We start from the raw sequence: 18,431 nt of genomic DNA, 5'->3' as shown, positions 1-18,431 counted from the left end.
TCAGAGGCGCGGAGGGCTTCGGATGGTTCCACCAAAGCCGATGGCCGGCCTCCACGGGGGAGACCGGCCATCGGCGCTTCGTACGCGTGGTGCCGCTACGACCAGGTGATCAGGCGGCGGGGGTGTTCCAGGACCGCCGCGATGTCGGCCAGGAAGCGGGAGCCGAGCTCGCCGTCGATGAGACGGTGGTCGAACGACAGGGCCAGGGTGGTGACCTGACGCGGCTTCACCTTGCCCTTGTGGACCCACGGCTGGAGCTTGATCGCACCGACCGCGAGGATCGCGGACTCGCCGGGGTTCAGGATGGGCGTACCGGTGTCGACGCCGAAGACGCCGACGTTGGTGATGGTGATGGTGCCGTTCTGCATGTCGGCCGGGGAGGTCTTGCCGTCGCGGGCCGTGGCGACCAGCTCGGACAGGGCCGTCGACAGCTCGCCGAGCGTCTTGGCGTGGGCGTCCTTGATGTTCGGGACGATCAGGCCGCGCGGGGTGGCCGCCGCGATGCCCAGGTTGACGTAGTGCTTGAGCACGATCTCCTGGGCCGCCTCGTCCCAGGACGCGTTGACGTCCGGGTTGCGGCGGATGGCCACCAGGACGGCCTTGGCGATCAGCAGCAGCGGGTTGATCCGCAGACCGGCGAGGTCCGGGTCGTCCTTGAGCTCCTGGACCAGCTTCATCGTGCGCGTCACGTCGAGCGTGATGAACTCGGTGACGTGCGGCGCGGTGAAGGCCGAGCCGACCATGGCCTGGGCGGTGACCTTGCGGACGCCCTTGACCGGGATACGGGTCTCCCGCGCGGACGGCTCGGCCGGCGCGGCCTGGGGGGCCGCGGCCGACACCGGGGCCGGAGCGGCGGCCGGGGCGGGCGCGGCCTGCGGGGTGATCGCCGCGGCGGCCGCCGCGTGGACGTCCTCCCGGGTCACGACCCCGCCGTCGCCGGTGGGGACCACCGCGGCCAGGTCGATACCGAGGTCCTTGGCGAGCTTGCGGACCGGAGGCTTGGCGAGCGGACGCTCGCCGGCCGGCTGGGCCGGGACGCCGGGGAGCACGGGCGCGGCCGCAGCGGCCGGAGCCTCCGGGGCGGCGGTGGCCGTGCCGTTCTGCGCGGCCACCGCGGCCGCCGGGCCCGCCTTGCGCGGCCGGCGCTTGGTGGAGGCCTCGGAGACGCCGTAGCCCACGAGGACCGGCTGGCGGGCCGCCGGGGCCGGTTCGGCCGCGGCGACCGGGGACGCCGCCTCCTGGGCCGGAGCCTCGGCGGCGCCGCCCTCCGTCTGCACGGAGATGATGACCTGGCCGACGTCGACCGTGGTGCCCTCCTCGAAGAGGAGCGCGTGCACGACACCGTCGAACGGGATCGGCAGTTCCACGGCGGCCTTGGCCGTCTCGACCTCGCAGACGACCTGGCCGTCGGTGACCGTGTCACCGGGCTGGACGTACCACTTGAGGATCTCGGCCTCGGTGAGGCCCTCGCCCACGTCGGGCATCTTGAATTCGCGGATGGTCATGAACGTGCTCCTCAGTACGCCAGCGAGCGGTCGACGGCGTCGAGCACCCTGTCCAGGCCCGGCAGGTACTCGTCCTCCAGGCGGGCCGGCGGGTACGGGGCGTGGAAACCGCCCACGCGCAGGACCGGCGCCTCCAGGTGGTAGAAGCACCGCTCCGTGATGCGGGCGGCGATCTCCGCGCCCACGCCGAGGAACACCGGGGCCTCGTGGACGACCACGAGCCGGCGGGTCTTCTCCACCGACGCCTGGATCCCGTCGAAGTCGACCGGGGACATCGAGCGCAGGTCGACGACCTCGACCGACTTGCCCTCCTCGGCCGCCGCGGCCGCCGCCTCCAGGCAGACCTTCACCATCGGGCCGTAGGCGGCCAGGGTGACGTCGGAGCCCTCGCGGGTCACGCGCGCCGTGTGCAGCGGGTAGGGGATCGCGTCGACGTCGACCTCGCCCTTGTCCCAGTAACGCCGCTTCGGCTCGAAGAAGATCACCGGGTCGTCGCTGAGGATCGCCTGCTGGAGCATCCAGTACGCGTCGCTCGCGTTCGACGGGGAGACCACCTTGAGACCCGGCACGTGGGCGAACAGCGCCTCGGGGGACTCGCTGTGGTGCTCGACCGCGCCGATGCCGCCCGCGTACGGGATGCGCACGACCACCGGCAGCTTGATCTTGCCCAGCGCACGGGCGTGCATCTTCGCGAGCTGCGTGACGATCTGGTCGTACGCCGGGAACACGAAACCGTCGAACTGGATCTCCACGACCGGCCGGTACCCGCGCAGGGCCAGGCCGATGGCGGTGCCGACGATGCCCGACTCGGCGAGCGGGGTGTCGATGACCCGCTCCTCGCCGAAGTCCTTCTGCAGGCCGTCGGTGATCCGGAAGACACCGCCCAGCTTGCCGACGTCCTCGCCCATGATCAGGACCTTGGGGTCCGTGTCCAGGGCCTTGCGCAGCGACTCGTTGAGCGCCTTCGCGATCGACATCTTCTCGACAGCCATCAGTGACCCTCCTCGAAGGACGCGAGGTAGGCGGCGAACTGGGCGCGCTCCTCGTCGACGAGCGCGTGCCCGTCCGCGTAGACGTTCTCGAAGATCGCCATGGTGTCGGGGTCGGGCATGGCGCGCACGGCCTCGCGCACGCGCTTGCCCAGGGTCTCGCTCTCCGCCTCCAGCTCCGCGAAGAACGCCTCGTCGGCGCCGCCGCCGGCCAGCAGGTGGGCCTTCAGGCGCAGGATCGGGTCCTTCGCCTCCCAGGCCGCCGTCTCCTCGTCCCGCCGGTACTTCGTCGGGTCGTCGGAGGTGGTGTGCGCACCCATCCGGTACGTGAACGCCTCGACCAGGGTCGGGCCCTCGCCGCGGCGCGCCCGGTCCAGGGCCCAGCGGGTCACGGCCAGGCAGGCCAGGACGTCGTTGCCGTCGACGCGGACGCCCGGGAAGCCGAAGCCCTGGGCGCGCTGGTAGAGCGGCACGCGCATCTGGCGCTCGGTCGGCTCGGAGATCGCCCACTGGTTGTTCTGGCAGAAGAACACCACGGGGGAGTTGTAGACGGCCGAGAACGTGAACGCCTCGGCGACGTCGCCCTGGCTGGACGCGCCGTCGCCGAAGTAGGCGATGACCGCGGAGTCCGCGCCGTCCTTGGCCACACCCATCGCGTAACCGGTCGCGTGGAGCGTCTGCGAGCCGATGACGATCGTGTAGAGGTGGAAGTTGTTGGTGTTCGGGTCCCAGCCGCCGTGGTTCACGCCGCGGAACATGCCGAGCAGGTTGGTCGGGTCGACGCCACGGCACCAGGCCACACCGTGCTCACGGTAGGTCGGGAAGACGTAGTCGTCGTCGTTCAGCGCGCGGCCGGAGCCGATCTGCGCGGCCTCCTGGCCCAGGAGCGAGGCCCACAGGCCCAGCTCCCCCTGGCGCTGCAGGGCGGTCGCCTCGCCGTCGAAACGGCGGGTCAGGACCATGTCGCGGTAGAGCCCGCGCAGGTCCTCGGTGGTGATGTCGGCGACGAAGGGGGCGAACTCCGCGTTTTCCGCGTTGTCGACCCGTTCCCCTTCGGGCGTCAGCAGCTGTACGAGCTGAGGTTCGGCGTTCTGCGTCTGCGCGGTGGCAGCGGTGGGCTTGGCGGCGTTGGCCGCGCCTGCCGCCCGCTTGGTGCCGCTGCTGCGTCGCGGCTTGCGCGCGGCAGTGCTCTCCACGGTCACGTGTGCTCCTCCGTCGGTCCGGCACCCGGGTTCTCCGGGGTCCAGTGCGGCTCACCTGGATCCCGGACGCGCGCACGGGGTGGGTGCGTCGCGTAGGGATTCAGGCGTGACAGGTGCCCCGGCGAGTGCCCTGCGCAATGCACGTTACCCAGTGCGCCGCATAACTGCGAAACCCCGTTTGACCTGCGATTTTGCTTGGATTTCCAAGTAAATCGACTGAAGCGGGAACAACCACTGGTCACAGCCTTGCAGGGGCCGGGAACAACGGCACGTTATCCCGGGTAACTCCGGCAGGGAAGGGGTGAGTGTGTGAAACTGACTTCGTGCGCGAAGACGGAAAAATCAAGGTATTCCTCCTGGACGACCACGAAGTGGTACGTCGCGGTGTTCACGAGCTCTTGTCGGTCGAAGAGGACATCGAGATCGTCGGCGAGGCCGGTACCGCGACGGACGCCTTGGTCCGGATTCCCGCCACCCGTCCTGACGTGGCCGTCCTCGATGTCCGCCTGCCGGACGGCAGCGGCGTGGAGGTCTGCCGCGAGGTGCGCTCCCAGAACGAGGACATCAAGTGCCTCATGCTGACCTCGTTCGCCGACGACGAGGCGCTGTTCGACGCGATCATGGCGGGCGCCTCGGGGTACGTGCTGAAGGCGATCCGCGGCAATGAGCTGCTGAGCGCCGTACGCGACGTCGCGGCGGGCAGGTCGCTGCTCGACCCCGTCGCGACCGCCCGGGTCCTGGAGCGGCTGCGCGACGGCACGAACGGCAGGGGGGACGACCGCCTCTCGCACCTCACCGAGCAGGAGCGCAAGATCCTCGACCTGATCGGCGAGGGACTGACCAACCGCGTCATCGGCGAGCGGCTCCACCTCGCCGAAAAGACGATCAAGAACTACGTCTCCAGCCTGCTTTCCAAGCTGGGCATGGAGCGGCGCTCCCAGGCCGCGGCCTACGTGGCCCGCCTGCAGGCGGAGCGGCGATAGCCGAGCTCCCCTTTCCGGTGATTTCCGGCTCTGTCGGTCACGGTCACCGAAACGGTGTTTGGGCGGCTGGAAACGGGAACGGCTGTACGGGAACGGGCCCGGCAGAAATTGATTCCGCCGGGCCCGTTCCCGTACACCTGTACGCGTCTGTGAGCGTGCCTCAGTCCTCGGCCTGGGCGCCGCCGCCCGTCTCCACCGGCTTGGTCGTCGGAGGCGTCGGCGGCTTCGTCGCCGTGGCCGTCGGGGACTTCGTCGCGGACGAGGCCGAGGCGGAGGCGGACGCGGTCGCGGACTGCGAAGCGGACGCGGACGCCGACGCGCTGCTGCTCGCCGTCCTGCTGCGGGTCGCCGTGGCCGTGTTGTCGCTGTAGCTGGGCGAGTTGTCCTGGGAGTGCTGCGACGGCGAGGCGTCCGGGGAGGCGGACGTGCTCTGCTGCCCGCCCGGAGTGGTCTGCGTGGTCTCCGGCGTCTTCTTGTGGTCCTTGCCCACGGTGCTGACCGCGTAGGCGACGCCGCCGGCGATCGCGATGATCGCGAGCACCGCGAACAGCCACATCTTCCACCGGCTGCCGCTGCCGCCGCGGTCGTCGTAGCCGTCGTAGCCGCCGCCGTGGCCGCCCGGCCCGCCGTGGCCGCCGGGGAAGGCCGTGCCGTCGTCCGGGTTCAGCGCGGGCACCATGGGCTGCTGGAACTGCGAGGTCATGGCGTTCGAGGGGTACGGCTGCTGACCGCCGGTCCCGCTCACGGGCATGGCCGTGGTCGCGCCGCCGCCCCGGCCGTGCGGCAGGGCCATGGCGACCGGGCCGGTGTTCCAGGTACCGGTGTTCGGCCCCTGGTCGTGCAGCATCTGCAGCGCGTACTGGACCAGCCCGCGCATCTCCTCGGCGCTCTGGAACCGGTCGTCCGGGTCCTTCGCCAGGGCGCGCATCACCAGGCCGTCGAGCTCCTGCGGGATGTGGTGGCCCTCCGGCAGCTGCGAGGGCGGCACGGGCGCGTCCTGGACGTGCTGGTAGACCACCGACAGCGGGGTCTCGCCGGTGAAGGGGGGCCGCAGGGCGAGGAGTTCGTAGAGCAGGCAGCCGGTCGCGTACAGGTCGGAGCGGTGGTCGACGGCCTTGCCGAGGGCCTGCTCGGGCGACAGGTACTGCGGGGTGCCCATGACCATGCCGGTCTGCGTCATCGTGGACTGCGCGCCGTGCAGGGCGCGGGCGATGCCGAAGTCCATCACCTTCACCGCGCCCGTCTCGGTGATGATGACGTTCGCGGGCTTGATGTCGCGGTGCACGATGCCGTGCTGGTGCGAGTACGCGAGCGCTTCGAGCACGCCCGAGGTGATGATGAGCGCCTGCTCGGGGCCGGGGGCCTCGGCGCTGAGCAGCAGTTCACGGATGGTGCGGCCCTCGACGAGCTCCATCACGATGTACGGGACGGTGGTCGGGCCGATCCGGTCCTCGCCCGAGTCGTACACGGCGACGACGGCGTGGTGGTTGAGCCCGGCGACCGACTGTGCCTCACGGGTGAAGCGGGCCTTGGACACCGGGTCCTCGGCCAGGTCGGCGCGCAGCAGCTTCACGGCGACGGTGCGGCCCAGGCGCACGTCCTCGGCGGCGAAGACCTCGGCCATGCCGCCGCGGCCCAGCCGGTGCGTCAGCCGGTAACGGCCGTCTCCCACCAGGCCGCCGGCGCCCCAGTGCTCAGGACCATCGGTCATCCCGGCGCCGTTTCCCTCGGGTTCGGGTGCCATCAGTCCTCGCCGTCGTATGTCTCGGCCGCCGCTCAGCGGTAGTCCTCTTCTCGGTACTCCGACGAACGCTACAGCCTCGCAACCGGTCACCGTTCGGAGAAGGCCACCCTGTACGCGTGTGGTCACGGAACGGGCACCTGGCTTGACGTGTGCTTGCCCTCCGGCAGACTGGGCGCCACATGCGCCCAGCCAGCGGCGTGGGGACACATCCCGAGGGGAAGCAACAGTCATGAGCCAGGACGGCACTCAGGGCCAGTACGCGGGCGGCTCTCTGGCCGGTGGCCGTTACCAGCTAAGGGACTTGCTGGGGGCGGGCGGCATGGCCTCCGTGTACCTGGCCTACGACACCGCCCTCGACCGGCAGGTCGCCATCAAGACCCTGCACAGCGACCTGGGCCGGGAGCAGTCCTTCCGCGAGCGGTTCCGCCGCGAAGCGCAGGCTGTAGCCAAACTGTCGCACACGAACATCGTCTCGGTGTTCGATACCGGTGAGGGCGAAGTGACGTTCGGCGGCTCCGGGGCGGGCGACGGCGCGGTGATGCCGTACATCGTCATGGAGTACGTGGAGGGCCAGCCGCTCGGCTCGGTGCTGGAGGCGGACATCCGCCAGTACGGCGCCATGCCGGCGGACAAGGCGCTGAAGGTGACGGCCGACGTGCTGGCCGCCCTGGAGACCAGCCACGAGATGGGGCTCGTCCACCGCGACATCAAGCCCGGCAACGTCATGGTGAACAAGCGCGGCGTGGTCAAGGTCATGGACTTCGGCATCGCCCGCGCCATGCAGTCGGGGGTCACCTCGATGACGCAGACCGGCATGGTCGTCGGCACGCCGCAGTACCTCTCGCCCGAGCAGGCGCTGGGGCGCGGGGTCGACGCCCGTTCCGACCTGTACTCCGTCGGCATCATGCTCTTCCAGCTGTTGACGGGGCGGATCCCGTTCGACGCGGACTCGCCGCTGGCCATCGCGTACGCCCACGTCCAGGAGGAGCCGGTCGCTCCGTCCAGCATCAACCGGACGCTGACCCCGGCGATGGACGCGCTGGTGGCGCGGGCCCTGAAGAAGAACCCGAACGAGCGTTTCCCCACGGCCGCGGCCATGGGGGACGAGGTCGCGCGGGTGTTGTCCTCCGGGCACACCGGGGCGCCGGTCATCGTCCAGGGCCACGGACCCCTGAGCAGCGGTGCGGGGGTGGCCTCGGCCGTGTTCCCGCCGGTGGACTCCGGTTTCCAGGCGCCGCCGCAGTCGGTGCAGCAGCCGTACCAGGCGCCGCACACCCCCACGCCGGCCCCGTACGCGCCGACGCCCGCCCCGCAGTCGCACGCGCAGGGCGGCTACGCCTACCCCCACACGCCCGCGCCGCAGCAGTACGCGCCGCACACCCCGCCGCCGTACACGATCTCCCCGGCGTCCACGGCGTCCCCGTCCGCCGGGGGCGGGTCCGGGAAGCGGAACACGCCGCTGGTGGTGGGCGCGGTCGCGGTGGCCCTGCTGGCCGTCGGCGGTCTGATCGCGGCGATCTCGATGGGCGGCGACGACAAGGACAAGAAGGACACCGCGCGCCCGGGAAGCTCCACTTCCGCGTCCGCGTCCGCCAAGGCCGGGTTCAAGGGGCCCGACGTCACGCGCACGATCGACCCGAAGAAGTGCACGGAGCCGGTGAAGCACTACAGCGAGGCCGGCAAGTACTCGGCGCCGGACTTCACGTACAAGAACCTGCTGTCCGTGAAGGAGTGCATCCAGGCCTCGGGCGGCAAATACAAGATCATCGACAAGGACGAGGCCGTGTACGGCAAGGACACCGTGCTGATCCAGTCGCCGGCCGCCGGCGAGAAGATCGCCAAGGAGGGCACGGAGTACACGCTGACCGTGTCCACGGGCAATCCGGAGTAGCGGACCGGCGCCCGCCTGAGCGGCGGCAGCACGACACACCGGCATCCCGGGCACCCCGATGGGGCACCCGGGATGCCGCTTTTGCCCCATTATGCAAATCTGGCGGGACACTCGGTCTCCCCCAGACTTCGCCCGGGGGGACCCCAGGGACGGGAGGGGCTCCCCGTGATCCAAGGCTTCCGCCCGCCGCGCTGGCTCGCCTGCGCCGCACTGGTCGCCCTCGCGCTCCTGCCCGCCGCGCCCGCCGCCGCGACCGACGAACCGCACGGGGAACTGGCCGGCAGCGCCGCCGGCGCCGGGCGGGAGCGGCCCGGACGACCTGCGGGCGAGCCCCCGAACCCCGAGATGATGGTCGCCGCCCGCCCGCTGCCGGTGCGCCCGCGCCCCGAGCGCGCGAGCCCGCCGCCCGTCGCCCCGCCCCCGAGCCCGACGCCGCATGAGGCGACCCGCGCGCTCGGCACCGAACCGAACGACCGAGCCGCCGACCTGGCCGCGCACATACTGCCCCTGGGGACCGGATTCGCCCTGATGGGGCTGGGCTTGGGCTACCTCGGCATGCGGCTGCGACGGGGCCTTTGAACCCATCCCCCCTCCGCTGACTTCCCCGCCCTCCTCCCTACGGCGTACGACCCGAGATGGTTGCCCTGCGTGGACATACTCGGTATACATACTCAGTATGTCGATCCGTCACGGCCTTCTCGCCCTGCTGGAACGGGGTCCTCGGTACGGCTCCCAGCTGCGCACCGAGTTCGAATCCCGCACCGGCTCCACCTGGCCGCTCAACGTCGGGCAGGTGTACACCACGCTCGCCCGCCTCGAACGCGACGGCCTCGTCGCCCCCGGCGGCGAAGACGCCGCCGGCCACACCCTCTACGCCATCACCGACACCGGACGCGCCGAACTGCACGAGTGGTACGAACGCCCCGTGGACCGCGCCCACCCGCCGCGCGACGAGCTGTCCATCAAGCTCGCCATGGCCGTGGGCGCCCCCGGCGTGGACATCCGCGCCGTCATCCAGGCCCAACGGCACGCCACGATCAAGGCGATGCAGGACTACACCCGGCTCAAGGCCACCGCGCTCGCCGCGATCGAGGGCGGCCGGTCCCGCGAACGCGACGACGTGGCCTGGCTGCTCGTCCTGGAGCAACTGATCTTCCAGACCGAGGCCGAGGCCCGCTGGCTCGACCACTGCGAAGCCCGGCTCGTCCGGCTCTCCCTGCCGGCCGACCGGAGAGCCACCACGCCCGAACCGCCTCAGGCCGCCCCAGCCGGATCCGACACCGGCACCCAAGCCCCGGCCCAAGCGCAAGCCCAAGCCCCGGCCCCGACCACCCGGCCCCGCACCGCCCGCACGCGGCGTGGCTGAACCACCGTTCCAGGGGGGACCCTTCATGCCTGACCAGCATCCGCACCAGCCCGAACGACCCGTCCTGCAACTGGACCGGCTCGTACGCACCCACGGCAGCGGCGCCACCGAGGTGCACGCCCTGCGCGGCATCGACCTGTCCGTCTTCCCCGGCGAACTCGTCGCCGTCATGGGGCCCTCCGGCTCCGGCAAGTCCACGCTGCTCACCCTCGCGGGCGGACTCGACACCCCGACCAGCGGCCATGTGCTCGTCGAGGGCACCGACATCACCACCGCGAGCCGCAAGCGGCTGGCCGCGCTGCGCCGCCGCAGCATCGGGTACGTCTTCCAGGACTACAACCTGATCCCCGCCCTCACCGCCGCCGAGAACGTGGCCCTGCCCCTGGAGCTCGACGGGACCTCTGCCCGCAGAGCCAGGGTCAGCGCCCTCGCGGCGCTGGAGGAGATCGGCCTGAGCCAGCTCGCCGACCGCTTCCCCGACGAGATGTCCGGCGGCCAGCAGCAGCGCGTGGCCATCGCCCGCGCCCTCGTGGGCGACCGCCGCCTGGTCCTCGCCGACGAACCCACCGGCGCCCTGGACTCCGAGACCGGCGAGAGCGTCCTCGCCCTGCTGCGCTCGCGCTGCGACGCGGGCGCGGCCGGGATCCTCGTCACGCACGAGCCGCGCTTCGCGGCCTGGGCCGACCGCGTGGTCTTCCTGCGCGACGGCAGCGTGGTCGACGAGACCGTGCGCAGCCGGGCCGACTCCCTGCTCTCCGGGCAGGCGGCCGGCCTGTGACCTTCTCGCTCCGAGGCTGGTACCACTCCTGGGTCGCGGCCCTGCGCATAGCCCGCCGCGACGCCTGGCGCGCCAAGGGCCGCAGCTCCCTCGTCCTCGCCATGATCGCCCTGCCCATCGTCGGGGTGAGCGCCGCCGACCTCACCCTGCGCAGCGCCGAGCTCTCCCCCGAGCAGTCCGTCGCCCGCGTGGTGGGGGGCGCGGACGCCCGCGTGACGTCCTCGTTCATGGACACGGCGGTCTACCAGTCGCCCGACGGCACGAACTACGCCCCCGTGGGCGGCTACAAGGACTACAACGGCTCGTCGCGGCCCAGCGGGGAGCCGCCCTCGGTCGCGTCCGCGCTCCCGGCCGGCGCCCAGGTCCTCAAGGACTCCAGCAGCTACGCCAAGGTCCGTACGACCCACGGGCTGCTCGACACCGAACTGCGCGAACTGGACACGCACAGCCCGCTGGTGACCGGTCTGATCACGCTCGACCGCGGCCGGCTGCCCGAGCGCGCGGGCGAGGTCATCGCCACGAAGGCCTTCCTGAAGAGCTCCGGTCACCACGTCGGCTCCTCGGTCACCCCGCGCGGCGCCACCTCCCCGTACGTGATCGTCGGCGCGTACGAGGTGCCGTCCGCGCTCGGCCGGGACGAGATCATCGCCCCGCCCGGGACCCTGCTCGAGCCGCTCGGACGGGATCTGAAGGCCTCCGGCGCGCGCGAGCTCCGGGGCCGGGTCGCCTACCTGGTCAAGGTGGGCGGCGATGGTTTCACGTGGAACATGGTCCAGGCGGCCAACACCAAGGGCCTGATCGTCGTCTCGCGCGCCGTCATCCTCGACCCGCCCGCCGACTCCGAGGTGCCCCTCTACCGGCAGCAGCCCAAGGAGACCTTCCAGCACGGCGAGACCAGCACCACGGAGGCGGCGATCCTGGCCACCGTCGTGGGCCTGGCCATGCTGGAGATCTGCCTGCTCGCCGGGCCGGCCTTCGCGGTCGGCGCCCGCCGCTCGCGCCGCCAGCTCGGCCTGGTCGGCGCCAATGGCGGCGACCGGCGCCACATCCGCTCCATCGTGCTCTCCGGCGGCCTCGTGATCGGCGCCGTCGCCGCCGTCACCGGCACCGTGGTGGGCGTGGCCCTCACCGTCGGGCTCCGCCCCGTGCTGGAGGAACAGATCGGCAACCGCTTCGGGGGCTTCGACTTCCGCCCGCTGGAACTGGGCGCCATCGCCCTGCTCGCCGTCGTGACCGGGCTGCTGTCCGCGATCGTCCCGGCGGTCACCGCGTCCCGCCAGACCGTGCTGGCCTCCCTGACCGGCCGCCGCGGGGTGCGCCGCGCCAACCGGGTGCTGCCGGTCATCGGACTGCTCGCCGTCGCCGGCGGCGCCGCGATCGCCCTGTACGGCACCGCCTCCGGCATGGGCGCCACCGTCGTGGCGGGCGGCAGCGCCCTGGCCGAGCTGGGCGTCGTGGCCCTGACCCCCGTCCTGGTCGGCCTGTTCGGGCGGCTCGGACGGTGGCTGCCGCTGTCGCCGCGGCTCGCCCTGCGCGACGCCGTGCGCAACCGGGGGCGTACGGCGCCCGCCGTGGCCGCCGTACTGGCCGCCGTCGCCGGCACGGTCGCGGTGGCCACCTACGAGCACAGCAGGGACATCCAGAGCCGGCACGAGTACGTCGCCGACCTGCCGTACGGCACGGGGGTGCTGGAGGCCCAGGAGAGCGACGCGTACAAGGACGTGCCCGCCCTGCGCGAGGCCCTCACCAAGCACCTCCCGGTGTCGCTGCGGGTGGACGTGGAGCGGCTGGCCGTCGGCGATCCGAGCTGTGACACCTACTCCAAGGAACCGGGCTGCGGCCGGGCGGAGATCATCACGCCCAAGGACCAGCGCTGCCCGCTCGACGGCGACGCCGGCGCCCGGGCCTCCTTCACCGAGGAGCAGATGAAGGAGCTGCGCCAGGACTGGCGCTGCCGGAGCATGAGGCACGGCACCCAGCACCCCGTCGTCGTCGCGGACGAGAAGCTGCTGACCGCGCTGGCGGTCACCGACCCCGGCTCCGTCTCCGCCCTGAAGGAGGGCCGGGCCGTCTCCTTCGACAAGCGCAACGTCAAGGACGGCAAGCTCACCCTGCGGCTGGTGACCGACCCGCACGCGGCCGAGTCCTCGCGCGAACACGACGGGGAACTGCCCGGCGAGGACAAGGTCCTGACCGTCCACCAGGCCCCCGACACCGCCGACAGCTGGGGCGTCGAGCTGATCCTGCCGCCCGCGGCGGCGAAGGCGGCGGGCCTGGCGACGGTGCCGTACGGCTCGTACTTCACCCTCGACGGAGGCCTGCGCACCGAGCAACGGCAAAAGCTGGCCGGGGACATCGACCGGATGGGCGTGGACGCCTCCTTGCGCATCGAGGAGGGTTACCAGGGCAAGGACAGCCTGGGCCTGCTCGCCCTCACGGTCTTCGCGGGGCTGGTCACCATCGGCGCGGCCGGCATCGCCACCGGGCTCGCCCAGGCCGACGCCGAGGCCGACCTGAAGACCCTCGCCGCGGTGGGCGCACCGCCGCGGGTGCGGCGGACGCTGAGCGGCTTCCAGTGCGGGGTGGTCGCCCTGATGGGCGTCGCCCTGGGCTCGGCGGCCGGAATCCTGCCCGCGGTCGGGCTGCGCCTGACCCAGCGGCGGGAGCTGGAACGCCTCTACACGTACGGCCTGGACCACGGCTACACCTCGTCCGTGGACCCCCTGCCGTACGTGCCGATCTCCGTGCCGTGGGAGACCCTCGGCGGGCTGCTCGTCGTGGTCCCGCTGGGCGCGGCCCTGCTGGCCGCCCTGGTCACTCGTTCCACCGGCGCGCTGGCCCGCCGGGCGGCCGGGTGAGAAAGCACTGATCCGGTGCCCCCGTACAGGGTGGATCACGACTGTACGGGGGCACACCGTGGGAGGACGGGAGGTGTGCGAGAGAATGACGGCATGGAGATGCCGAGGAGTGAACGGTCGCAGGACAGTCCCCCGCACGTCCTGATCGTCGGACAGGACGGGATGACGGTCGGCGACGCCGATGACGAGTCGCGCGAGGTCCCCGTGACGGAGATGGTCGAACAGCCCGCCAAGGTCATGCGCATCGGCAGCATGATCAAGCAACTCCTGGAAGAGGTACGCGCCGCGCCTCTCGACGAGGCGAGCCGGGTCCGGCTCAAGGACATCCACGCCGCCTCGGTGAAGGAGCTGGAGGACGGTCTGGCCCCTGAGCTCGTGGAGGAACTGGAGCGCCTGTCCCTCCCGTTCACGGAGGAGGCCATTCCCTCCGAGGCGGAACTGCGCATCGCGCAGGCTCAGTTGGTGGGCTGGCTGGAGGGCCTCTTCCACGGCATCCAGACCGCCCTGTTCGCGCAGCAGATGGCCGCGCGGGCCCAGCTGGAACAGATGCGCCGCGCCCTGCCGCCGGGTGCTCCCCACGACGACGAGGACGGCGGCCACGGCGCGATCCGCTCGGGCCCCTACCTGTAGGGATGCCGGGCCATGCGGGGCCGGACAACCGGCCCCGCATACTCTGAGGCATGAGCTACGACGCGATCGTGCTGGCCGGCGGCGCCGCGCGGCGACTCGGCGGGGCGGACAAGCCCGCGCTGAGCGTCGGCGGCCGCGCCCTCCTCGACCGCGTGCTCGACGCCTGCCCGGACGCCCTGACCACCGTCGTGGTCGGCGGCCGCCGCCCCACCGCGCGCCCGGTCCGCTGGACCCTGGAGGATCCGCCCGGCGGCGGTCCCGTGGCCGCGCTGGACGCCGGACTGCGCCGGACCACCGCCGGGCTGGTCCTCGTACTCTCCGCGGACCTGCCCTTCCTGGACCGCGACACCGTACGGGCCCTGCTGCTCGCGGCCGGGCCGGACGGGGCGATGCTGCGCGACGCCGACGGCCGTGACCAGCCACTGGTCGCCGTGTACCGCGCCGAACCGCTGCGCCGGGAGATCGCCCTGCTCGCCACCGAACACGGCAGCCTCACCGGCCTCCCGCTGCGCGCGCTCACCGCCGAACTCGACCTCACCCCCGTCACGGCCCGGCCGCTCGCTTCCTTCGACTGCGACACCTGGGACGATCTCGCCGCCGCCCGAGCCCGCATCAGGGAGCATGGAACCGTGCTGGACCAATGGATCACCGCCGTCAAGACCGAGCTGGGCGTCGACGTCGCCGTCGACACCGCCACCCTGCTCGACCTCGCCCGTGACGCCGCCCACGGCGTCGCCCGGCCCGCCGCCCCCCTGACCACCTTCCTCGTCGGCTACGCGGCCGCCCAGGCCGCCGCCACCGGCGCCGACCCCGCCCGGGCCGTCGCCGAAGCCTCCCGCAAGGCCGCTGACCTGGCGCTGCGCTGGGCGGCCGAGGAGGACGCCGGCGAGACGACCGGCAAGGCCGCCGACGAGAACGCCGAACGGAACGGCTCCGGATGACCCCCACCGACGCCGAACAGGCCCTGGAGCAGGCGCTGGCCCTGGTCAGCCGTGACCCCGGCCCCGGTACGGGCGGCGGCGGCCACCGCGCCGCGCCCTGGCCGAGGGCCCGGGAGACCGCCTTCCACGCCGGGGCGGGCGTGCGGGCCCGTACGCACCGCGTCCCCCTCGCCCAGGCCCTGGGCGAGGTGCTGGCCGAGCCCCTGGACGCGCTGACCGACCTGCCGTCCTTCGACACCTCCGCCATGGACGGCTGGGCCGTCGCCGGCCCGGGCCCGTGGACCGTCCGCCCCGGCGGCGAGGTCCTGGCCGGCTCCGGGCTGCCCGGGCCCCTCGCGGACGGCGAGGCCGTACGGATCGCCACCGGCGCCCGGATCCCCGCCGACGCCACCGCCGTCATCCGCAGCGAGCACTGCCGGGAGGCCGGCGCCCAGCTCTTCGCCGACCGGCCCGTGCCCACCGGCCAGGACATCCGCCCCCGCGGCCAGGAGTGCCGCTCCGGTGACCTGCTGCTGCCCGCCGGATCCCTGGTCACCCCGGCCGCCCTGGGGCTCGCCGCGGCCGCCGGGTACGACGAGCTGACCACCAGATCCCGCCCCCGCGTGGAGGTCCTGGTGCTCGGCGACGAGCTGCTCACGGAGGGCCGCCCGCACGACGGGCTGATCCGCGACGCCCTCAGCCCCATGCTCGGCCCCTGGCTCGCCCGCCTCGGCGCCGAGGTCGTCGCCACGCGCAGGCTCGGCGACGACCCGGCGGGGGCCGCGGCCCTGCTGGAAGCCGTCACCACCTCCACCGCCGATGTCCTGATCACCACAGGCGGCACCGCCTCCGGCCCCGTCGACCACGTCCATCCCGTGCTGCGCCAGGCCGGCGCCGAGCTGCTGGTCGACGGGGTGGCGGTGCGCCCCGGCCACCCGATGCTGCTGGCCCGCATCGGTGACCGCGCCGACGGACGGCACCTGGTCGGGCTGCCCGGGAACCCCCTGGCCGCCGTCTCCGGGCTGCTGACCCTCGCCGAGCCCCTGCTGCGCGCCCTCGCGGGCCGCCGCATGCGCCCCCGGTACACGGCTCCGGTCCACAGCGACGTACCGGGCCACCCGTACGACACCCGGCTGGTGCCGGTGGTGCTGAGCGGCGAGCACGCGGTGCCGCTGCGCTACCACGGCCCCGCGATGCTGCGCGGCGTGGCGGCCGCCGACGCGCTGGCCGTCGTACCGCCCAAGGGCGCGCGGTCCGGGCAGGACCTGGAGATCCTCGATCTGCCGTGGACCTCGGGAGGATGTTTCACGTGAAACTTCACGGTCAGGACTCCATGGCCCGCGAGGCCGACGAGAAACTCGTCTCGCGGCGCATCAAGCTGCCCACGCGCGTCGTCGAGCAGCCGCTGAGGCAGGTCACCCGGCGTCTGCTGATGGCCCTGTTCGTCCTCAGCCTGACGGTGCTGATCGTCTGGGTGGACCGCGCGGGCTACCACGACAACGCCAACGGCAAGGTCGATTTCCTCGACTGCGTCTACTACGCGACCGTGACGCTGTCGACGACCGGCTACGGCGACGTCGTCCCGCACAGCGACAGCGCGCGTCTGGTCAACGTCCTGCTGATCACCCCGTTGCGCGTGCTGTTCCTGATCATCCTGGTCGGCACCACCCTGGAAGTCCTGACGGAGCGCACCCGGGAAGAGTGGCGGCTGAGCCGCTGGAGGAAGAACTTGCGTGAGCACACGGTCGTCGTCGGCTTCGGCACCAAGGGCCGCTCGGCGCTGCAGACGCTGCTGGCCACCGGCCTCTCCAAGGAGCAGGTCGTCATCGTCGACCCCAGTGCCAAGGTGATCGACACCGCCAACGCGGAGGGGTTCACGGGCGTGGTCGGCGATGCCACCCGCTCCGACGTCCTGCTCCGCGCGGAGCTGCAGAAGGCCCGTCAGATCATCATCGCCACCCAGCGGGACGACACGGCGGTCCTGGTCACGCTGACGGCCCGGCAGCTCAACCGCGGCGCGAAGATCGTCGCGGCGGTGCGCGAGGAGGAGAACGCGCCGCTGTTGCGCCAGTCCGGCGCCGACGCGGTCATCACGAGCGCGAGCGCGGCCGGCCGGCTGCTGGGCCTCTCCGTGCTGAGCCCGAGCGCGGGCACCGTGATGGAGGACCTGATCCAGCAGGGCAGCGGCCTCGACATCATCGAACGGCCCGCCCTCAAGTCCGAGGTCGGCAAGAGCGTGCGGGACACCGGCGACCTGGTGGTGAGCGTGCTGCGCGGCCACCGGCTGCTCGCGTACGACGACCCGCACGCGAGCCCGATCCAGTTGACGGACCGTCTCATCACCATCGTGCGGGCGGCGCCGCCCCATGCGCCGCTGGTGACACTGGGTCCTGCCGAGTAAGGGCGGGTTGGCGTAGCCTCCGGCCCATGCATGCGATCACCATCGAGCAGCCCGGCGGCCCCGAGGCCCTCGTCTGGACCGACGTACCCGACCCGGTGGCGGGCGAGGGCGAGGTCCTCGTCGAGGTAGCGGCGAGCGCCGTGAACCGCGCCGACGTACTCCAGCGGCAGGGGTTCTACGATCCGCCGCCCGGCGCCTCGCGCCATCCGGGGCTGGAGTGCTCGGGGCGGATCGCCGCGATCGGGCCGGGGGTGTCCGGCTGGTCGGTGGGCGACGAGGTGTGCGCGCTGCTGGCCGGCGGCGGCTACGCGCAGCGGGTGGCCGTCCCGGCGGGCCAGCTGCTCCCGGTCCCGGCGGGCCTGGACCTGGTGACGGCGGCGGCGCTGCCCGAGGCCGTCGCGACGGTGTGGTCCAACGTGTTCATGGTGGCGGGGCTGCGGCCGGGCGAAACCCTGCTGGTGCACGGCGGGTCCAGCGGCGTCGGGACGATGGCGATCCAGCTGGGGAAGGCGGTCGGCGCGCGGGTCGCGGTGACGGCCGGCGGCCCGGAGAAGCTGGAGCGCTGCAGGGAACTGGGCGCCGACATCCTGATCGACTACCGCGAGCAGGACTTCGTGGCGGAGCTGCGCGAGGCGACGGGCGGCGCCGGGGCGGACGTGATCCTGGACATCATCGGCGCGAAGTACCTGGCCCGGAACGTGGCGGCGCTGGCCGTCAACGGCCGGCTCGCGGTGATCGGCCTCCAGGGCGGGGTGAAGGCCGAACTGAACCTGGGCGCGCTGCTGGCCAAGCGTGCGGCGATCACGGCCACCTCCCTGCGGGGCCGCCCCCTGGAGGAGAAGGCGGCCATCGTCGCGGCCGTACGGGAGCACGTGTGGCCCCTGATCGCCGCGGGCCGCGTCCGCCCGGTGGTGCACGGGAGGTTCCCCATGGCCGAGGCGGCCGAGGCCCACCGGCTCCTGGAGTCGAGCGCCCACGTGGGCAAGCTGCTGCTCACGGTCTGAGCACCGGGTAGCGCGGCGGGGGGGGGGGGGGGGCCCCCCCCCCCCCCCCCCCCCCCCCCCCCCCCTCCCCCCTCCCCCCCCCCCCCACCCCCCCCCCCCCCCCCCCGAAGAAGGGGTGGAGAAACCCCGCGAGCGTCCCCTCACAGCACAACAACACCAA

Annotated in this window: 15 protein-coding genes; 11 read left to right on the top strand and 4 right to left on the bottom strand. The window is 72.7% G+C overall.

All coding sequences use genetic code 11. The annotated features are described in order from the left end of the window. Nucleotides 1-95: 95 nt before the first annotated feature. From AC07DU_RS22925 to pdhA, 3 genes are read right to left on the bottom strand one after another with little or no spacing between them, the layout of a single operon-like run. Nucleotides 96-1,505 (bottom strand): dihydrolipoamide acetyltransferase family protein, encoded by a 1,410-nt coding sequence (locus tag AC07DU_RS22925; protein WP_360897260.1) that lies wholly within the window; start codon nt 1,503-1,505, stop codon nt 96-98. Between the two features lie 11 nt (nt 1,506-1,516). After that, nucleotides 1,517-2,497, bottom strand: coding sequence for an alpha-ketoacid dehydrogenase subunit beta (locus AC07DU_RS22920; protein ID WP_360897258.1), 981 nt, complete (start codon nt 2,495-2,497; stop codon nt 1,517-1,519). Next, nucleotides 2,497-3,696, bottom strand: coding sequence for a pyruvate dehydrogenase (acetyl-transferring) E1 component subunit alpha (gene pdhA / locus AC07DU_RS22915; RefSeq protein WP_361947642.1), 1,200 nt, complete (start codon nt 3,694-3,696; stop codon nt 2,497-2,499). The genes AC07DU_RS22920 and pdhA overlap by 1 nt, the downstream gene beginning before the upstream one ends. A gap of 323 nt (nt 3,697-4,019) precedes the next feature. Here pdhA and AC07DU_RS22910 point away from each other — a divergent pair, with 323 nt between their 5' ends. After that, on the top strand, nt 4,020-4,679 hold the full coding sequence (locus tag AC07DU_RS22910; RefSeq protein WP_360897254.1) for a response regulator transcription factor: 660 nt from the start codon (nt 4,020-4,022) through the stop codon (nt 4,677-4,679). Nucleotides 4,680-4,839: 160 nt separating this feature from the next. Here the strand turns inward: AC07DU_RS22910 and AC07DU_RS22905 are convergent, their stop codons facing one another. Beyond that, entirely contained in the window at nt 4,840-6,423 is a 1,584-nt protein-coding gene (locus AC07DU_RS22905) for a protein kinase domain-containing protein (RefSeq protein WP_479113226.1), read from the bottom strand. 229 nt (nt 6,424-6,652) lie between these two features. Between AC07DU_RS22905 and AC07DU_RS22900 the strand changes: the two genes are divergently transcribed. The 10 genes from AC07DU_RS22900 to AC07DU_RS22855 all read left to right on the top strand — a co-directional run bounded on the left by AC07DU_RS22900 (nt 6,653) and on the right by AC07DU_RS22855 (nt 18,271). Further along, nucleotides 6,653-8,314, top strand: coding sequence for a protein kinase domain-containing protein (locus tag AC07DU_RS22900; RefSeq protein ID WP_479113224.1), 1,662 nt, complete (start codon nt 6,653-6,655; stop codon nt 8,312-8,314). Between the two features lie 165 nt (nt 8,315-8,479). Next, nucleotides 8,480-8,893 (top strand): hypothetical protein, encoded by a 414-nt coding sequence (locus AC07DU_RS22895; protein ID WP_479029428.1) that lies wholly within the window; start codon nt 8,480-8,482, stop codon nt 8,891-8,893. Between the two features lie 97 nt (nt 8,894-8,990). Further along, entirely contained in the window at nt 8,991-9,680 is a 690-nt protein-coding gene (locus AC07DU_RS22890) for a PadR family transcriptional regulator (protein WP_479029426.1), read from the top strand. Nucleotides 9,681-9,705: 25 nt separating this feature from the next. Continuing rightward, nucleotides 9,706-10,458: an ABC transporter ATP-binding protein gene (locus tag AC07DU_RS22885; protein WP_360897244.1), complete on the top strand. Its 753-nt coding sequence runs from the start codon at nt 9,706-9,708 to the stop codon at nt 10,456-10,458. Between the two features lie 101 nt (nt 10,459-10,559). Next, the gene (locus AC07DU_RS22880; RefSeq protein WP_479113429.1) at nt 10,560-13,316 is read left to right on the top strand and encodes an ABC transporter permease; all 2,757 of its coding nucleotides are present in this window, start codon (nt 10,560-10,562) and stop codon (nt 13,314-13,316) included. A gap of 93 nt (nt 13,317-13,409) precedes the next feature. Then, nucleotides 13,410-13,946 (top strand): bacterial proteasome activator family protein, encoded by a 537-nt coding sequence (locus AC07DU_RS22875; RefSeq protein ID WP_360897242.1) that lies wholly within the window; start codon nt 13,410-13,412, stop codon nt 13,944-13,946. 50 nt (nt 13,947-13,996) lie between these two features. After that, nucleotides 13,997-14,887, top strand: a complete 891-nt coding sequence (locus AC07DU_RS22870; RefSeq protein ID WP_479029423.1) for an NTP transferase domain-containing protein — start codon at nt 13,997-13,999, stop codon at nt 14,885-14,887. Beyond that, the gene (locus tag AC07DU_RS22865) at nt 14,884-16,179 is read left to right on the top strand and encodes a molybdopterin molybdotransferase MoeA (RefSeq protein WP_479113222.1); all 1,296 of its coding nucleotides are present in this window, start codon (nt 14,884-14,886) and stop codon (nt 16,177-16,179) included. Before AC07DU_RS22870 ends, AC07DU_RS22865 begins: the two co-directional genes overlap by 4 nt. After that, a complete protein-coding gene (locus AC07DU_RS22860; protein ID WP_479029420.1) occupies nt 16,167-17,267 on the top strand; it encodes a potassium channel family protein in 1,101 nt (366 codons plus the stop codon). Before AC07DU_RS22865 ends, AC07DU_RS22860 begins: the two co-directional genes overlap by 13 nt. Before the next feature lie 26 nt (nt 17,268-17,293). Next, on the top strand, nt 17,294-18,271 hold the full coding sequence (locus AC07DU_RS22855; RefSeq protein ID WP_479113220.1) for an NAD(P)H-quinone oxidoreductase: 978 nt from the start codon (nt 17,294-17,296) through the stop codon (nt 18,269-18,271). Nucleotides 18,272-18,431 lie beyond the last annotated feature (160 nt).

This window comes from Streptomyces sp. NPDC045695 (assembly GCF_056432025.1).
Note: the sequence above shows the minus strand (reverse complement) of the source record. Positions and strands in the feature narration are given on the sequence as shown.

What these genes read in the sequence shown, in the direction of transcription:
- AC07DU_RS22885 (WP_360897244.1), top strand. Translation starts at nt 9,706, where the DNA reads ATGCCTGACCAGCATCCGCACCAGCCCGAACGACCCGTCCTGCAACTG.
- AC07DU_RS22865 (WP_479113222.1), top strand. Translation starts at nt 14,884, where the DNA reads ATGACCCCCACCGACGCCGAACAGGCCCTGGAGCAGGCGCTGGCCCTG.
- AC07DU_RS22905 (WP_479113226.1), bottom strand. Translation starts at nt 6,423, where the DNA reads ATGGCACCCGAACCCGAGGGAAACGGCGCCGGGATGACCGATGGTCCT.
- AC07DU_RS22860 (WP_479029420.1), top strand. Translation starts at nt 16,167, where the DNA reads ATGTTTCACGTGAAACTTCACGGTCAGGACTCCATGGCCCGCGAGGCC.
- AC07DU_RS22890 (WP_479029426.1), top strand. Translation starts at nt 8,991, where the DNA reads ATGTCGATCCGTCACGGCCTTCTCGCCCTGCTGGAACGGGGTCCTCGG.
- AC07DU_RS22870 (WP_479029423.1), top strand. Translation starts at nt 13,997, where the DNA reads ATGAGCTACGACGCGATCGTGCTGGCCGGCGGCGCCGCGCGGCGACTC.
- AC07DU_RS22875 (WP_360897242.1), top strand. Translation starts at nt 13,410, where the DNA reads ATGGAGATGCCGAGGAGTGAACGGTCGCAGGACAGTCCCCCGCACGTC.
- AC07DU_RS22880 (WP_479113429.1), top strand. Translation starts at nt 10,560, where the DNA reads ATGATCGCCCTGCCCATCGTCGGGGTGAGCGCCGCCGACCTCACCCTG.
- AC07DU_RS22855 (WP_479113220.1), top strand. Translation starts at nt 17,294, where the DNA reads ATGCATGCGATCACCATCGAGCAGCCCGGCGGCCCCGAGGCCCTCGTC.
- AC07DU_RS22925 (WP_360897260.1), bottom strand. Translation starts at nt 1,505, where the DNA reads ATGACCATCCGCGAATTCAAGATGCCCGACGTGGGCGAGGGCCTCACC.
- AC07DU_RS22900 (WP_479113224.1), top strand. Translation starts at nt 6,653, where the DNA reads ATGAGCCAGGACGGCACTCAGGGCCAGTACGCGGGCGGCTCTCTGGCC.
- AC07DU_RS22920 (WP_360897258.1), bottom strand. Translation starts at nt 2,497, where the DNA reads ATGGCTGTCGAGAAGATGTCGATCGCGAAGGCGCTCAACGAGTCGCTG.